The organism is Paenibacillus sp. 79R4 (assembly GCF_013393165.1).
Taxonomy (GTDB): domain Bacteria; phylum Bacillota; class Bacilli; order Paenibacillales; family Paenibacillaceae; genus Fontibacillus.
Genome location: NZ_QJOT01000006.1, coordinates 153453 through 169776 on the forward strand (window position 1 = coordinate 153453; position 16324 = coordinate 169776).

At 47.9% G+C, this 16324-nt stretch carries 14 protein-coding genes and 1 pseudogene; 13 read left to right on the top strand and 2 right to left on the bottom strand.

Annotated elements, in window-relative coordinates; all coding sequences use genetic code 11:
• Nucleotides 1-75 precede the first annotated feature (75 nt).
• Both DMN77_RS10375 and DMN77_RS10380 read right to left on the bottom strand, forming a co-directional pair.
• Nucleotides 76-1236 carry a cobalamin-independent methionine synthase II family protein gene (locus DMN77_RS10375; protein ID WP_179014807.1) on the bottom strand — a complete coding sequence of 387 codons (1161 nt, stop codon included), beginning with the start codon at nucleotides 1234-1236 and terminating at the stop codon, nucleotides 76-78.
• A gap of 102 nt (nucleotides 1237-1338) precedes the next feature.
• Nucleotides 1339-2262 carry a LysR family transcriptional regulator gene (locus DMN77_RS10380; protein WP_179014809.1) on the bottom strand — a complete coding sequence of 308 codons (924 nt, stop codon included), beginning with the start codon at nucleotides 2260-2262 and terminating at the stop codon, nucleotides 1339-1341.
• A 222-nt stretch (nucleotides 2263-2484) separates the two neighbouring features.
• Between DMN77_RS10380 and DMN77_RS10385 the strand changes: the two genes are divergently transcribed.
• From DMN77_RS10385 to DMN77_RS10445, 13 genes and pseudogenes are all read left to right on the top strand, one after another.
• Entirely contained in the window at nucleotides 2485-3465 is a 981-nt protein-coding gene (locus tag DMN77_RS10385; RefSeq protein WP_179014810.1) for a helix-turn-helix transcriptional regulator, read from the top strand.
• A 235-nt stretch (nucleotides 3466-3700) separates the two neighbouring features.
• Entirely contained in the window at nucleotides 3701-4753 is a 1053-nt protein-coding gene (locus tag DMN77_RS10390; protein WP_256872340.1) for an ABC transporter substrate-binding protein, read from the top strand.
• 2 nt (nucleotides 4754-4755) lie between these two features.
• Complete coding sequence (locus DMN77_RS10395; protein WP_082790117.1) at nucleotides 4756-5874, top strand: FecCD family ABC transporter permease; 1119 nt, start codon at nucleotides 4756-4758, stop codon at nucleotides 5872-5874.
• Nucleotide 5875: 1 nt separating this feature from the next.
• Nucleotides 5876-6673 (top strand): ABC transporter ATP-binding protein, encoded by a 798-nt coding sequence (locus DMN77_RS10400; protein ID WP_179014812.1) that lies wholly within the window; start codon nucleotides 5876-5878, stop codon nucleotides 6671-6673.
• Nucleotides 6670-8127: an MFS transporter gene (locus DMN77_RS10405; protein WP_256872341.1), complete on the top strand. Its 1458-nt coding sequence runs from the start codon at nucleotides 6670-6672 to the stop codon at nucleotides 8125-8127. Before DMN77_RS10400 ends, DMN77_RS10405 begins: the two co-directional genes overlap by 4 nt.
• Before the next feature lie 79 nt (nucleotides 8128-8206).
• Complete coding sequence (locus DMN77_RS10410; RefSeq protein WP_179014813.1) at nucleotides 8207-8842, top strand: TetR/AcrR family transcriptional regulator; 636 nt, start codon at nucleotides 8207-8209, stop codon at nucleotides 8840-8842.
• Nucleotides 8843-9059: 217 nt separating this feature from the next.
• A complete protein-coding gene (locus DMN77_RS10415; RefSeq protein WP_218652928.1) occupies nucleotides 9060-10007 on the top strand; it encodes an NAD-dependent epimerase/dehydratase family protein in 948 nt (315 codons plus the stop codon).
• 82 nt (nucleotides 10008-10089) lie between these two features.
• Complete coding sequence (locus tag DMN77_RS10420) at nucleotides 10090-10938, top strand: NAD-dependent epimerase/dehydratase family protein (RefSeq protein ID WP_179014815.1); 849 nt, start codon at nucleotides 10090-10092, stop codon at nucleotides 10936-10938.
• A 77-nt stretch (nucleotides 10939-11015) separates the two neighbouring features.
• Nucleotides 11016-11165, top strand: a pseudogene (locus DMN77_RS23890) (glutathione-dependent formaldehyde dehydrogenase); the annotation flags it as partial.
• 354 nt (nucleotides 11166-11519) lie between these two features.
• Nucleotides 11520-11990 carry a hypothetical protein gene (locus tag DMN77_RS10430; protein WP_179014816.1) on the top strand — a complete coding sequence of 157 codons (471 nt, stop codon included), beginning with the start codon at nucleotides 11520-11522 and terminating at the stop codon, nucleotides 11988-11990.
• 2 nt (nucleotides 11991-11992) lie between these two features.
• Complete coding sequence (locus DMN77_RS10435; RefSeq protein ID WP_179014818.1) at nucleotides 11993-12979, top strand: TlpA disulfide reductase family protein; 987 nt, start codon at nucleotides 11993-11995, stop codon at nucleotides 12977-12979.
• Between the two features lie 80 nt (nucleotides 12980-13059).
• A complete protein-coding gene (locus DMN77_RS10440; RefSeq protein WP_068781310.1) occupies nucleotides 13060-14688 on the top strand; it encodes an ATP-binding protein in 1629 nt (542 codons plus the stop codon).
• Entirely contained in the window at nucleotides 14685-16322 is a 1638-nt protein-coding gene (locus DMN77_RS10445; RefSeq protein ID WP_179014819.1) for a thiamine pyrophosphate-binding protein, read from the top strand. The genes DMN77_RS10440 and DMN77_RS10445 overlap by 4 nt, the downstream gene beginning before the upstream one ends.
• The last annotated feature ends 2 nt before the right edge of the window (nucleotides 16323-16324 follow it).

A 16324-nucleotide genomic window follows, 5' to 3' on the forward strand; every position in this document is an offset into this window, starting at 1 on the left:
ATGAAGGGATTAGCTCAAGTGCTTAAAAAAAGACTCCTGTACTGGACAGGAGTCTTTTCATATATCTTGCGGCAATTACTCGCCCCAATATTGCTGAGCAATTTTTTGCCCTTGGTCAATCTTGGCCCATTGCTCGTTCTCGGTTAGTTCATTGCCGCCATCACAGGAAGCAAAACCGCATTGATGCGAGAGCAGCAAGCGTTCTTTCGGAATAATCTTGGACGCTTCCTCCAGCAATCTGAACACACGGGATTCGTCGTCAAGCGTATTTGTCTTGCTCGACAGCAAACCGAGTACGATTTCAGTATCGCTTCTGTCCTTGAACACCTCAAGAGCCTCAAGCGAACCCGCTCTGTCATCGTCCCACTCCAGGAAGAAGCGGTCGTATTTCAGCTGTTTCAAGAACAAGTCGGCAATTTTGCTGTATGAGCCGCCGCCCATATTTCGAGAATCATAGTTGCCGCGGCAGTTATGAGTCCACATTTTCAAACCGAGGCTGTGACCGTAGTCAATCACTGTGTTATTGATATCGATAAATTCAGCCGCTAATGCTTGAACGGTCTCTTGGTCAATATTTTTGCCGGTGTAAGGGGAGTTAGGGTTGTCATCCGCAAAAATCTCCCACAAGCAATCGTCGAATTGCAGGATTTTGCCTCCAGCGGCGGCGTATTCCTGAACGAACTCTTTATACGCCTGAATAAGTCCCGCTTTTAACTCCTGTGGCGTGGAATAGACGGAATCTTTGCCGCCAATATTGTCCGACCATGAGAGCTCACCAAAAATATGGGAGGGCGATGGGACACAAAGCTTCGTCTCCCGGTTGCCGGCAATATCGGCCTGTCTTTGGAAAATCTTGATGAAATGATGGTTTTTGCCGCTAAGCGGCGCGGTAATACGCAGGCCGATATCGCGGCGTGTCTCGTACTTTTGGGTCTCGTCCTTGTCACGGAAGAAGTAGCCGTGCTCAGCAATATAGCGGCTGATACCTGCGAATCCCCAGACAAAATCCAGATGCCACATCGACTTGGAGAACTCGCCGTCCGTTATAATCTCCAGTCCATGCTCTATTTCCTGATCTATCACTTTTTTAGTCGCTTGATGTTCGCACTCCTCATATCCCGAGAAATCGGCATAAAACGGATACGCAATATCGTCGCGATGTTCGATTTGGTGTTTGTAGCTCAGCAGGTCCTGAGGGCGAAGCAAGCTGCCGACCGTTTGAAATTTCTTGCTCATAGGGTAGTCCTCCTAAAATGTATGGTACATAAAATGTAATACAAATAGGAGTATATAGGGTAACGCCATTATTCTATGCTCTGTTATAGCTATTAGCTATATCTAACCATCCATAAGAACATCGTATTCGGATACTACCTGTTTTAATTCTTCCAGATACATCATGGCCTGCTTGGTCAGTTGTATTGAATGATGCGCAATCCAGCCAACCACGATCGTGTCTTCGATACGAAGCGGCACGGCGATAATGTTATCCCCATTCAAATCGGCGCTGACAATGCCCGTTGAAATCGTATAGCCATTGAGGCCGATCATCAGGTTGAAGATGGTTGCTCTATCGCTAACGCGGATCGTCTTCTTGCTATATGCCGTGCTGAGAATTTCCTCGGAGAAATAGAACGAGTTGTTCTCCCCCTGATCAAAGGAGAGGCAAGGATACTCCTCCAAATCTTCAGGCGTAACATACTCTTGCTTGGCAAGCGGGTTCAACGTACTGACAAAAATATGCGGTTTAGCGGTAAACAGAGGGTGGAAGGTTAACCCATTCTCGCGCAGCAGTTTTTCAAGGACTCTTCGATTAAACGGGTTCATATATAGAATGCCCAGCTCGCTTCTCAAGGTTTTGACATCCTCGATAATTTCATGAGTCCGCGTCTCGCGTAATGTAAATTCATACTCATCCGCATTGGTTTTCTTGACCATATTCACGAACGCATTCACGGCAAAGGCGTAGTGTTGAGTTGAAATGGAGCATAGGCGGCGGGTCGGCTTCTTGCTTAAATAGCGCTGCTCCAGCAAGCTTGCCTGCTCGATGACTTGACGGGCATAACCTAGAAACTCTACACCGTCTATGGTTAGAGTAATGCCTTTTGGGGTTCTGATAAAGAGCTCGACACCAACCTCATTTTCCAGGTCTTTTACCGCATTGGACAAGCTCGGTTGTGATATAAAAAGCCCCTCCGCCGCCTTATTAATCGAGCCGCAGTTCACAATTTCGATAAAGTATTTGAGTTGTTGCAATGTCATCGGATTTTCCTCCCGGTATTGTGTTGGATCAGCTGTTGCCTTACACTGAAATTTAACTTTCTTTCTAACTATACCATTTTAAAATGAATTGGATGAGCGGGTACTACGGATAAACACAAAGTTTAATAACCCGGCAGGATGCCTTCCTGGGATAGACAGAGTATAATGCACTTATATGAATATGAAAAAAAGGGCAATTATCGAAATAAGTAGGTGGTCTGATTGACTCTTAATATACTGAACAGCGAGGTGCACAGCCTCTTTGATCAATTTACGGATCTGATCCAAGGACAAACCCGGCGACGTTCATGGGAACAGCATATCACGATTCCTCCGCAGGTTGGAGAGGGAAGCATTTTGAGAATGCCAATCCGTCCCGGTATGGAGATTGTTGTAACCGACCTGACCTATGCGCAGGATATGAAGCTTCGCATTCAGGAAGCCTGTCCGCTGTTTGAGCTTAGCTATTGCCTTAGCGGAGACATTTACTGTGAATGGGATGGCAAAGAAAGCCATACTCGTCATTGGACGGGCAATGTGTTGTTTTTCGAGGATGAATTGGTCCATGAGGAGAAGAAGGCGGACGTTCGTCATCAAATGCTGGAGGTGCGCTTATCCCCACAAGCGTTGTTCCATTATGCAGCTGATCTGAGCGAGAAGCATAAAATGGAGACTTGGCTGACCCGCCATAAAGGGCATATTAATCCTTACCCGAATACACCGGAAATCCATCGATGTGTGTCGGATATGATGAACTGCTCTTATGATGAGGCGCTGAAACGACTGTATATGGAGAGCAAGGCGATGGAGCTGATCGCTTTGTTCGGAGAAGTGGAAGGTTATGAAATCGAGAGCCCTAACCGCTTTCTGACGCATGATGATCTGCTGAAACTGGATCAAGCCAGGGAACTGGCGATTCGTTATTTCGAACAGCCGTTGTCGCTTCAGGAGCTGTCGCGCAGAGTCGGGCTTAATGAATTCAAGCTGAAGAAGGGCTTCCGGGAGCGTTTTGGCACGACCGTATTCGAGCTGGTGCGGAAGCAGAGGATGGAGAAGGCCCTCTATTACATGGAGGTACAGCGGATGAATATAGGGGAAGCAGCGGTAGCTGTGGGTTACAGCAATGTCAGCAATTTCACGACAGCTTTCCGTAAAATTTATGGATACAATCCAAGCGAATACCTCAGAAGGTTCTCCCATTAGTTAAAGTCAATAGAATAGACGAGAGGTTACCGGCGGGATTCCGGACATGATCAGCATGTCCGGAATCCCTTTTTGGCTTTTTCGGCTTCTTTTACAGGTAAAGAAAATACCTTTGCAGGTAGAACGCCGATTCATTATCACTGATAATGATTATCAATTGGTCATGCCGCTAATTTTATCATTTGCTGGAATGAGAAGCATGTCCAAATTTGCAGAATTTTCAGGGGAGGCAATCATGAGAAACTCAAGCATGAAATTAATTCAGTTCACTATACTGTTGACGGTGCTCGCTTTATTTAGCGCTGCATGCGGCAATTCGTCGCAGCAGGGAGCTCATTCTGTGAACACCGATAGTCAGGCTGTGGAAGGAGGAACAGAGGCGGGACAGCACGGCAGTCAGCATTATCCGGTTACGCTGCAAATTTATACGGATGAAGGGACGGAAATGAAGCAGACCATCGAGAAGGAACCGCAAAAAGTAGTTGTGCTTGGAACAGCTATGGCAGAGCTGATGATTCAATTCGGGCAAAAGGATAAGATTGCCGGGTTGGCCTATCTTGATCAGTCCTTCTCTCCGTATACGAAAGAAATCGCCGAATTGCCGCTCCTAACGGAGCTGTGGCCGAGCAAAGAAGCCGTTATCGCCTTGCAGCCCGATTTGATCTATTCGATGTCTTCGGCATTTAAGGAAGATCGGTTAGGCGGGATCTCTTTCTGGAACGAGAGGGGCATCCAGGTGGTTCCCGCATCGAATTTCAATATCGGACGCAGCATCGCTAACTATTTCGAGGATATTCGGAACTTTGGAAAAATCTTCAATGTCGAGGAGCAGACCGATTCTTATCTTCAGCAGCAGCAAACCAGAATCAATGAGATTACACAGAAGGCACAAGATGTGAAGACCAGGCCTAAGGTGCTGCTGCTGGCAAGCGCCGGGCGTGAAAACTACGATTATTATCCTCCATCCTGGTGCGTGATCGATGAGATGGTGGAAGGCGCGGGCGGAGAGTATATGCAGTTAGCGGACGGCTACATCGAATTGCAAATCGAAGCGATTATCGCTGCGAATCCGGATAAAATCATCCTGACCCATTTTCAGGAAAGCGACCATGAAAGCATTAAGAATAAGCTGCTCTCTAATCCGCGTCTAAAGAATATGAAGGCGATTCAAACCGGGGATGTCATGGTGGCGGACTACACCAATGCCATTCGAGGGGGCTTGCAGCTCACAGAATTGTATGAAGAAGTCGCTCAATTCGTACAACCCGAGCTATTTGGGGGACAATAAGCATGGCAAGGCCGCAAGCATATAAGAAGATCAAAAGTCAATCGGCTGACATCGGGAAGCTGGCAAGCAAGCCATTTTCATTCGTGATGATCATATGTGCACTCGTTCTTGGTTTGATAGGTTCGATTGGACTAGCTTTATCGATTGGTCAAGTTTCTGTATCCTTTGGCGATGCGATGCGGATCGTGGTCAACCAGATGTTTGGCAGCTTACCCGATCATCCGGATGGGACGCTGCCAGCCGGGGCGGTGGATATCATTTGGAATATTCGCTTTCCAAGGGTATTGCTGGCGATGATTGTGGGTGCGGGACTTGCATTATGCGGGACGGTCATGCAGGCCTTCGTGCAGAATCCGCTGGCGGACCCTTATATTCTCGGGATCTCGTCAGGCGCCTCCTTGGGGGCGACCTTCTCCATTATGCTGGGGATTGGGACGGCTAGTCTGGCAGGAAACATGGGCGTAGCGTTTTGGGCTTTTATAGGGGCGTTAGGAGCAGCCGGAGCGGTGATGATATTAGCCAATTTAGGCGGGAAAATATCATCGGCCAAGCTGGTGCTAATGGGTACTGTAGTCAATGCACTATGCAGCGCATGCTCCAATTTCATTATTTATATGGCGAGCAGCTCCGAGGGAATCCGCTCGGTTACATTCTGGACGATGGGCAGTCTCGCTTCTGCCAAGTGGGATAGCTTGCCGTTGGTTGGAGGCATAACGGTTGCTGCCATCTTCTTTTTTATGATGCAGTCACGGGTGCTAAATACGATGCTGATGGGGGACGAAGCAGCTATAACGCTTGGTATGAATATGAAAGCCTATCGAGGATTATATATGGTGATCTCTTCAGTTCTGACCGGGACGCTTGTTGCCACATGCGGCATTATCGGTTTCGTTGGGCTTATCATTCCGCATATTGCGAGGAGCATGGTGGGTTCAGACCATAAACGATTGCTGCCGGTAGCCATATTATTTAGCGCCATCTTCCTGGTTTGGACGGATGTGCTGGCAAGGACGGTTATACCTAACAGCGAACTGCCCATTGGAATTGTCACGGCGCTTCTTGGAGCCCCCATGTTGATGTACATGCTGTTGAAGAAGAACTACGGATTTGGAGGTAACTAGTATGGAACTGGCCGTCAATGAGATTGTAGTAGCCGTGAATGGCGTCCAAATCGTGAATGAGATTTCACTGTATGTCGGGCAAGGTCAATTCGTAGGCATCATCGGACCAAACGGCTGTGGCAAATCCACCCTGCTAAAATCGATCTATAAAGTAATTAGGCCCAAGCGGGGGGCGGTATTTTTGGATCGTCTCGATGTGATGAAGGCAAGGCCGAAAAAGGTTTTCCAAAAGATGGCCGTCGTTGGACAATTTAATGATATGAATTTTGATTTTACGGTGCTTGAAATGGTGATGATGGGGCGCACTCCGCATAAACAGCTTCTGGAATCCGATCGCAACGAGGACTACGCAATCGTCCATGAAGCCCTGCAAAAGGTTGATCTTCTGGAGTATGCGGAGCGCAGTTACTCTACGCTCTCCGGCGGCGAGAAGCAGCGAGTCATTCTGGCGCGTGCCATTGCCCAGCAACCGGAGCTGCTCGTTCTGGATGAACCGACCAATCATCTGGATATCAAATATCAGTTGCAGCTATTATCGGTCGTGAAATCATTGCAGATCGGCACTTTGGCCGCCTTACATGATCTGTCGCTTGCGGCATTATACTGCGATGTGCTGTACGCGGTCAAAGACGGGGAGATCGTGGCCAGCGGGACGCCGGAGCAGGTGTTGACCAAAGAGCTGGTCCGGCATGTCTACAATATTGACTGCGACATCTACAACAATCCAGTGAACGGGAGAATAGCCTTTGCGTTTCATCCGAATGGAGACTGCTGCAGGGAAGGGAGCTGCCATAAATGACTTTGAATAATCCGACTGCGGCCCAGGTGAGTGAACTTGATCCAATGCCGCAGGCCCATCCGCGCCGCTGGTTCGCCTTAATTCTGATTTTGCTGCCAACGCTGTTGATTTCGCTGAACAATTATATGATGCAGGTGGCGCTTCCCAGCATGCAGGCGAGCATTCATGCCAGCTTCGCTGAAGCACAGCTGATATTCTCCGGATATTCGTTAGGGCTGGCCATCGCTTTGATCCTGGGCGGGAAGCTGGGAGATATGTATGGACGAAAACGCATGTTATGGATCGGGGTGATGGGCTTTACTTGTATGTGTTTGTTCGGCGGAATGGTGTCGGACCCGACTTTACTCATTATCATTCGCATCGTTCAGGGACTGTCGGCGGCGATGATTCAACCGCAGGTTTTATCCATCATGCAAAGCAGCTTCCTCCCCAGTGAAAAAGGCTTGGTCTTCGCCATTTACGGCGCAGTGATCGGTATCGGATTCACGTTGGGACTGATCCTGGGCGGTTTATTGGTCGACTGGAATTTATTCGGTCTTGGTTGGCGAATCGTGTTTCTGTTTAATGTGCCGTTTGGATTGCTGGTGATGATGGGGTTGCCTATCGTCCCCGAATCCCGCGGACAGAACAGTCAAGGTATTGATTGGTTCGGGATCGCATTGATTATTCCGGGCTTGCTCATGCTGATCTATCCATTAACCATCGGGCAAAAGCAAGGCTGGCCGCTATGGATCTGGGGCTGCTTGGGAGTGTCCATCCTGCTGCTATTGGTCTTTGTGCTGTTGCAGAAACAGAGAGAAGAGACGGGGCGCATCCCATTGGTGGGGCTGTCCATTTTCAAAATCAGGTCATTCCGTGTTGGCATTATTACAGAGCTGGTCGTATATTTGAGCATGTTTACGTTTTTCTTTATTCTGAATTATTATTTGCAGTCGGGACTGCATTATGGCATTGCAGAGACGAGTTTTGCCTTTCTGCCGCTGGGACTGGGATTTTTCACCGCCTCATTATTGTCATCACGGATGGTGCAGAGATGGGGGGCCGCGGTATTAAAAACGGGAATGCTTACGATGGGAGCCAGCTTATTAATACTGATCTGGTCCTTGCAAGTCGATGCAGTTCATTTATTCCATTGGCAAAATATCATGATTCTATCGGTATACGGACTAGGTCTGGGCATGGCAACGACACCGCTGGCTAATATGATCCTGCATCAGGTGCCATCGGCATTAGCAGGAACCGGTTCAGGGCTGTTCACCACCTTGATGTATTTGGCGAATGTTTTTGGGGTAGCCTTAATTAGCATTTTGTTCTCGGCTACCCTGCGCTCCCCCCTTGCGGAAGCCAGCCTGGAGGACTATGTCCGGGCTTTCTCCTTAACAACCGCCGTAAGCGGTGGATTGGCAATAGCGGCATTTGGCTGCATCGGCGGGTTAAAAGAGAAGAAAGGTTGAGAACGTAATTGATTGACAAGCTTGATTATCCTTAGTTAATTGATTAATATAAGTTAACTAAAATAATAGGATGATGAGCATGACCAATACGGATATTTCACTAAGGGAGATTAAGAAGGCGAGAGCAAAGATAGCGCTTTATGAGGCAAGCCTGTCCTTAATGGAAGATAAGATGTTTCATGAAGTTATGGTAGAAGAGATTTGTCAGAAAGTGGAGCTATCGCGCGTTACTTTCTTTAAGTTTTTTCCGAAAAAGGAAGATGTGCTGATCTATTTCATGCAAATATGGCTGACGGAACGGATAATTGAAATCGAGCACCTGCAGAAGCGTGGCTTCGATGCGATCAGGCATCTGCTCTACAAAGTCGGAGAGCAAGCCCGGACAATTACGGGCATTATGCCAAGCCTAATATCTTTCCTCGCCCAAATGAAAATGCATCCCCATTTGCAAGTTTTAAGCAGAGCGGAAATCCGGCTTTTGTTCCCCGATGCAGAAGAAATAGGAAGCCAGGCGCCAAATCTTTATGAGCTTTTTAAGCGTTGCATGGCAGAAGCCGCAGAATTGCAGCAGCTCAAGCAGGGAATATCCGTCGATAATGCGGTGAAGGTCTTGTTTACGATCTTTTATGGCTCTTTCCTGACCGCACAGCAATACGCTTCCAATGATATTAATGGCTTCTATGAAGTCCATCTTCAATTGCTTGAAAATCAATAATAGAAGAAGTATGGAGCTATCGCTATTTATGGCTAGTTATTCGCCCCAAAGCCGATACCGTTTTTACGGTATTGGCTTTGGTTTTTTTTTGGGGTGGGAAGAATGGCCTTGACTCACAAAATTGATTTACATAAATAAAATAATTTACTCAAGTAAATATTTAAAATATAATTGGCTTATAGGAATTATGATCTCAATTTCGGAAAGGGCGGTTGGTATGGCTACAGGGATGGATGAGCTGCATGTCGTTATCGGAACAGGGCCGCTGGGAATGGCGGTTATGGAGGAACTTCTTCGCAAGGGAAAATGCGTGCGGATGGTGAATCGAAGCGGTCAGGCTAGTGTGCCCTCAGGCGTAGAGGTTGTCAAAGGGGATGCTGTTGATGGCAATAGCATCGGCCATGCTTGCAAGGGGGCGGCGGTTATATATCATTGCGCCAAGGCTCCTTATACGGAATGGCCGCAGAAGTTCCCGCCAATAATGAATGGCATCATTGATGCGGCCGTGAGGGAAGAGGCTAAAGTCGTCTATGGCGATAATCTGTACATGTATGGAAGCAAGCATCGGGTTCTTACTGAGGATGTACCAAATGGCGCAACCGGGCACAAAGGCAGAACGCGCGCTCAAATGGCTGATGTGCTGCTAGATGCGCATCATCGCGGCAAAGTACGGGCAGCGATCGGCCGTGGCGCAGACTTCTATGGTCCTGGTGTTCTGGAATCCGCTTTGGGGGAACGAATCTTCAAGGCGGCGCTAGAGGGAAGGGCTGCGGAGGTGCTGGGAAATATCGATATTCCTCATACGTACCTCTATATTCGTGATTTTGCAAAAGGCTTGGTGACGCTGGGAGCGCGCGAAGAGGCATTGGGGCAGATTTGGCATATTCCGGGCGCAGCTACAATAACGACGAGACAAATCGTCAATATGGTTTATGAGGCGGCAGGCAGGCGGCCCCAATTTCGCATTGCACCTAAACTTTTGGTATCTCTGATGGGCTTGTTCAACGCCAACATGAAAGAGATTAAAGAAACCCTCTATTTATTTGAGAAACCGTTCATTGTTAACACTAGCAAATATGAGCAAGCCTTTGGTACAGATACAACGCCCCATGAGCTAGCGATTGCAGAAACGTTAGATTGGTTCAAACTGTATGCGAAAAGCTAATCAAAAGTGATATTATGGATACGAGTCTGCTTGTTAACACAGAAATTACCAACTCGAAAGTAAAGATGTGGAGGCGTTACTCATGAAAATATTCGTAGCAGGGGCAACGGGAGTGATCGGATGTCTGCTGCTCCCCAAACTGGTGAAAGCAGGGCATGAAGTTGTTGGAATGACGCGCGATTCGGGACGTACGGAGCTGATCCGCGGTTTAGGAGCTCAAGAGCACGTTCTTGATATTTTTGACCGGCAAGCCGTATTTTCTGCTATAAAGGACATCCGGCCGGATGTAGTGATTCATCAGCTTACTTCATTGAGCGATCGAAACTTTCAGGATAACGCCAGAATCAGAATCGAGGGGACTCGCAATTTGGTGGATGCTGCGAAGGCTGCAGGTGTGAAGCGAATGATCGCCCAGAGCATCGCCTGGGCCTATGAATCAGGTGATCAGCCAGCTAGAGAAGAAGACTCTCTTGATATAGACGCTCCATTACCGCGAAAAATAAGCATCGATGGCATCGTCGCTTTGGAAAAGGCCGTGGCTGAAGTTGCGGATCATGTCATTTTGCGTTACGGGATGTTCTATGGCCCTGGGACATGGTATGACATTCAAGGTGAAATGGCGAAGCAAGTGCAGAATCATCAACTTCCGGCTACAGATGGAGTTATGTCATTCCTGCATGTCAAGGATGCGGCCCATGCGGCATTATTGGCTCTAAACTGGCCATCCGGTCCCGTCAATATCGTAGATGATGAGCCTGCTGCGGGAATCGACTGGCTACCGATCTACGCAAAAGCCCTGCAAGCCCCTGCTCCGGAATATCAGGAGGGAAGACAGGGGTGGGAACGCGGAGCATCGAACACTAAAGCGAGGACTGTATATGGCTGGGAACCACAATATCCTACCTGGAGAACGGAGCTGCGTCAGATGTAAGCTAGCACAGCCTCTTCATCATCCGCTGATGCCGGATCAATGATGAGGGAAAAATTCAGCAACTATCCGGGCGGGGAAAGAAAATTAATTATGTGGAACATTTGACTTCACCAAGCATGACGACATGGGAGAGTATCTGAAGGAAATCACTCACGGTGGGGCCGATGTCGTCATTGATTGTAGGCATGGACGGCAAGAAGTCTGCTCTGGAGTATATCGAACAGAAGCCATTACGCATCGTACGCCGTTGGAACAAGCGAGCGATGCTTATCGTATTTTCAATGATCACGAAGAATTGCATTAAGGTTATATTGAAGCCTTAAGTCTTAAGTCTCTAATTGCGTAAGGAGCTCGGCAAAATATTGATTAGGATGAAGAATTCCATTAATATGGATATAGATGATACAAAATTTAAATATTACTGGACGGACTAAGCTGAACATCTTCAAGAGATCGTGTTCATGTCGCAAGATATGGAAATTATCCTTGAGGGTGTTTTTTCATTGATAGATGCATTCTATGACTGCAGGGGAGATTGCTAGAATAGTGAGCCTATTGCGAGTGCGAGGAGGAGAGCCGAAATGAAGCGCCGTACTTGGTATATTCGCTTAAGTTTAGCAGTGCTCATTTTAGGAAGTGCCGGGGTATACTCTGCTTTGCAGACGCGAACCTCATTTAAGGAACTGGTTCTCGACCAGATGAATGCCTCTGAATCGGTAAATGAAATGCGGATAAATAAATACCGGCATCAACCGGACGGAAGTGAACAAACAATTACCGATCAAGCGATAATCACAGCAATGATGAAAAATTTATCCGATATCAGGCTGCGGAAGGGTTCTGCGCAGGGGAATAGTGGGGATGAATATGAGATCTGGTTCCATACCTGGAGCGGCCCAACCTTTGGCATACATTATGGAAGTCCGAATTACCTGCGCATTTATAACGGGTCCAGCAATCAGAAGAAATATAGCTGGGAATACAAAGTCGTGAGCCCATTTGATCCTAGTGTCATCGAGGATCTGTTCAAATCATACACAAGGAGCGATTGACCTTGGCAAATTTGCAAATCGGCACGTTCGTACTGAATATCGAATTGCTGATCTATTTCATAGCGGGTATTGCAGGGGTTCTGATCGTCCGTTACCGGGATCGGAACCATGCGGAGAGGGAGAGGCGAGCAGGACAGGCCTGGAACGCCGTTTTCCTCTGGATCATCGTCTGGAAAGCCAGTCTGATGTTATTCGATTTCCAGGGTGTTATCCGCCATCCGTTGTCACTGGTCTTCTTTAGCGGTGGGCTGAGGGGCGTCTGGCTTGCCTCGATCATCTCACTCGCTTATTTATTTCTGCGTAATTATCGCCCGAACGGAAGCCGAGAGGCATTGAAGGTAGCAGGAACCTGGGGAGCCGGAATGGCTGCAGTTTCGTTCTTTGCTCTTATTCTGCTGGATGATTCATCCGGCACGGTTCATTATGTGGGATTCGCTATGGCGGTCGTATTGCTGGCTATCTTGCTTCAATCGACGTCCAAAATCGCGAGCCAATCGCTCGGCATTCTACTCCTCGTCGCCATGCTCGGCTTTACGATTTTTGACGGGACTGTTGGCCAGAGCGCCCGTGTTGATCAAGCCGCTCCTGACTTTGAACTGAGGGACTTGGATGGCAATACCGTTCGGCTATCCGACTATCGCGGCAAGACCGTTGTTCTCAATTTCTGGGCGACATGGTGCCGCGTCTGTCAAGCTGAGATGCCCCACCTGGAGAAGTTCTATCGTGATCAACAAGATCGGAATGTGGTCTTGCTGTCTGTGAACGCAACGAGCCAGGAGAGAAGCGATGAGCTTGTGGGAAAGTACGCGAATCAAGAAGGGCTTAGCTTCCCTATTGTGTTGGACGAGAGTGGAGAGGTGCTAAGGGATTACGCAGTAACAGCATATCCAACCACCTATATTATTGATCCTTCCGGCACCCTCCGTAATCAGTACTTGGGGGCGACGAGCTATGAGACGTTGATGAAGGCGGCAAGACCTATACGGTGAACCTATTAAAGCACCGATATAGTATATAGAAGAATTAGTAGAGAATGTAGTATAATTTGCTAACCTGAGGTGGCGATCCTATGACAAACAATCTCCTTGCTGAGATCCGCCGGCGTTGTATTGAGAATGGCATGCAGCCAACCGATGTCCCTTCTCCATTAACAAAGGCGACTGAAGAACATTTACAGCAGCAACAGAGGCTATATGCCGACATCCTAGAGGTTACGGAGATTTTTGGAGAGAACACCATTAAGCTGTTGAATGGGCAGATGGTACTATTTCTCGTTACGGACGACAAAGGTCTCGTTATTGATTCCTTCGGGGATCGGATCATGAAGGAAAATCTATCGCAGCTCAACATTAAAGAAGGCAGTTTGCTCATTGAGCGGGAAGTGGGAATTTGCGCCACGCTGATCGCCCTGGACAAGAAGATTCCTTTCCAGACAGTAGGGACGGATCATTTCCATCTTGCTTTACACGATTCTGCTTGTCATAGTGTTCCCTTTTCTTTCCCGGACGGTTATGGAGGACAAGGGGTGCTGGAAGGTACAATCTCTCTGATGACCAGTGTCGTTGAATTTAGCAACTATCCGCTTGCCATGCTGGTTAATATGGTAGAGTCCATGGCGAGAGAGTTGATCTTGAGAAGAACGAATCAGCGTCAATTGGATTTGCACCATTTGATGGTCAATAATCTGGACACAGGGATTCTCTTGGTAGATCACAAGGGACTTATTGTGGATTATAACAAGGTCGCGCACAATATGATTCCGGACTTCATCGCGGTGGGGCGGTCGTCCCTGCACATCGCTGAGCTGGGCCCTTATTTTCGGGAAGCGATTACGAATGGCCTGCCGCAGCGGGACTTTGAGATCCACTACAATGACAAAGGAGTACATACGATTTGTCTCGTGGATATCATTCCTATTTTTGAAAAGGGAAATATTGAAGGCGCATATGCTCAGTTTCGCGATATCACGGAACGTTATTATTTAGAGCAGCAGGTAATTGTGAGTGAAAAGCTCTCGGCGATTGGCAAGCTGGCAGCGGGTCTGGCGCATGAGATACGTAATCCGTTGACTACGATTATGGGCTTTGTGCAAATCACCCGTTCACGGCCGCTGGACCCTGTGACTACACGATATCTGGGTTATGTTCATGAGGAATTGGAGCGTGTCAAGAATCTCGTCTCCGATTTCGTTACGATGTCCAAGCCCTCCGTCCCGATTATTAAACCGATTGAAATCAACACTTTTCTGGATAGCGTGCTTCGATTTATGGAAGGGCATGCCGCTTTGCATGATATAAGCTTTGCTCGCGACTACTGTACCGTGGACGAGGAGATTTTGCTGGCTGATGCTGCTCAGATCAAGCAGGTGTTGATTAATATTTTGCAAAACGCCGTTGAAGCTTCTGAACCCAAGGATATCGTCACTTTGAAAACAAGGAAGCTGGGCAATAGTCTGGTAATCACGGTCTCTGACAATGGCATCGGGATCAGTCCGGAAAATCTGACCAAAATTCAAAATCCTTTCTTTACAACGAAAGATAATGGAACGGGCCTCGGGTTATCTGTTTCTTATCGTATTATTAATAATCACAACGGAGAAATTACCATCGATTCAAGACCGGGTATAGGTACGGATTTTAATATTCATTTACCTTTGACATGCGACGACCTAGACGACATAAAGGAGTGTTCAATGTGAAAAGTGTTGTGCAAATCTTAGTTGAGTCCCTCGTAAACCTTGGTGTTTCACATGCATTTGGAATTCCGGGAAAATCGATTGCCCCACTGGTATTGGAATTTGGCAACCAGGATATTGAGTTTATTTTGGGAAGACACGAGAGTGGATCCGGCTTCGCTGCCGGAGGTTATGCTCTTACGAATAACAATTTGGGCGTTGTCGTAGCCACCTCTGGGCCGGGAGGCACCAACCTTGTTACAGCCGCAGCGCATGCCAAAATGAACTGTCTGCCGGTGCTCTTTATAACCGGGCATCAGTCCGCTGCTGAAATGGGAATCCCGCAATGTCAGGATTCTTCGCAATTTGGGATTGACTTGGCGGAAATTATGAAGCCTGTTACTCTGTTTAGCACGATGGTGACGCGGGCCGATACGTTTCCTGCGATTCTGACATATGCTCTACGAGAGGCCTTGACCGGAAGAAAAGGACCCGTGCATCTGTGCATTCCTTTTGATGTTATGATCTCACCCGTAAGTGAACCACATATACATTTACCGTCCAGAGGAACCGATTTTATGGCCACCAATCTGACAGAGGTGGTTCAACGGCTGAAGAGTGCTCGCAAGCCTGTTATTCTTGCCGGCAAAGGAGTAGTACTCTCGGGCGCACAAGAGGCGCTCGCCGGGTTCGCCGAGAGATTCCAGCTCCCTATCGTCACAACTCCGGGTGGCAAGGGAAGCACTCATTCATCACATCCCCTGTATGATGGACCTTTGGGTCTGGGCGGACATCGAAGAGCCATGGATTTGCTGGAATCAGGAGTTGACTTGCTCCTGGTGATGGGTTCGCGGTTAAGTGATACGGCTTTGGCTGGTCTGGACCGCTCTCATTATCCTCAGCAGATAATCCAGTTTGATATAACACCTGAATTTATGGGCGGCATTGTTCCAGCTGAATTTATGCCTGTGCTGGGCGATTTACGAACCACTCTGGAAGAGATTTTACGTTTACATCCACAAGAAGAACCCATTCCTGTACATACAGCTACACCTGCACCTTATCATGATCCACTTCCTATTCTGGAATTTCTGTCTGTTGCTGAGGTCTGCCAGGCCGTTAGTGATATTATTCCGGAGAATACCACGATCTTTGCCGATGACGGTGCTCATGGCTATCACGCTGTTCGCTGGCTGGATCTTAAGCCCGGTGTGAAGTTCTTCTTCGATTCTTATTTCGCCTCAATGGCTAATGCAATCGGAATGTCCATTGGCGCTAAGTTCGCCGACCGGGAACGGAACGTTATCTGTCTGACAGGGGACGGCTGTTTATTTATGCTAGGCTCTGAGATTTCCACTTGTGTAGCGGAGCAGCTTCCGGTTATATTTATCGTCATCAATAATGGGCAATTAGATATGGCCTTAAAAGGGATGCAGCAGTTTACCGGACGGACGGATGGAACGATCTTTAAGCAGCCCCTTGATGTGGCCGCTTACGCCGCTTCGATGGGTGCAAATAGTGCAAAGTGTTCGACGATTGACGAGTTTAAGCAGGCCCTCAAACAGGCGCTAGCCTTGAACCAACCATACGTCATCGATGTGATCGTGGATAAAGAAGAGATCCCCTCTTCATTAGCACGGGAAATGAAGCTCGATTAAAT

Coding starts and splice junctions, on each gene's coding strand:
- DMN77_RS10375 (WP_179014807.1), bottom strand. CDS start 1,236: ATGAGCAAGAAATTTCAAACGGTCGGCAGCTTGCTTCGCCCTCAGGAC.
- DMN77_RS10380 (WP_179014809.1), bottom strand. CDS start 2,262: ATGACATTGCAACAACTCAAATACTTTATCGAAATTGTGAACTGCGGC.
- DMN77_RS10390 (WP_256872340.1), top strand. CDS start 3,701: ATGAGAAACTCAAGCATGAAATTAATTCAGTTCACTATACTGTTGACG.
- DMN77_RS10395 (WP_082790117.1), top strand. CDS start 4,756: ATGGCAAGGCCGCAAGCATATAAGAAGATCAAAAGTCAATCGGCTGAC.
- DMN77_RS10400 (WP_179014812.1), top strand. CDS start 5,876: ATGGAACTGGCCGTCAATGAGATTGTAGTAGCCGTGAATGGCGTCCAA.
- DMN77_RS10405 (WP_256872341.1), top strand. CDS start 6,670: ATGACTTTGAATAATCCGACTGCGGCCCAGGTGAGTGAACTTGATCCA.
- DMN77_RS10410 (WP_179014813.1), top strand. CDS start 8,207: ATGACCAATACGGATATTTCACTAAGGGAGATTAAGAAGGCGAGAGCA.
- DMN77_RS10415 (WP_218652928.1), top strand. CDS start 9,060: ATGGCTACAGGGATGGATGAGCTGCATGTCGTTATCGGAACAGGGCCG.
- DMN77_RS10420 (WP_179014815.1), top strand. CDS start 10,090: ATGAAAATATTCGTAGCAGGGGCAACGGGAGTGATCGGATGTCTGCTG.
- DMN77_RS10430 (WP_179014816.1), top strand. CDS start 11,520: ATGAAGCGCCGTACTTGGTATATTCGCTTAAGTTTAGCAGTGCTCATT.
- DMN77_RS10440 (WP_068781310.1), top strand. CDS start 13,060: ATGACAAACAATCTCCTTGCTGAGATCCGCCGGCGTTGTATTGAGAAT.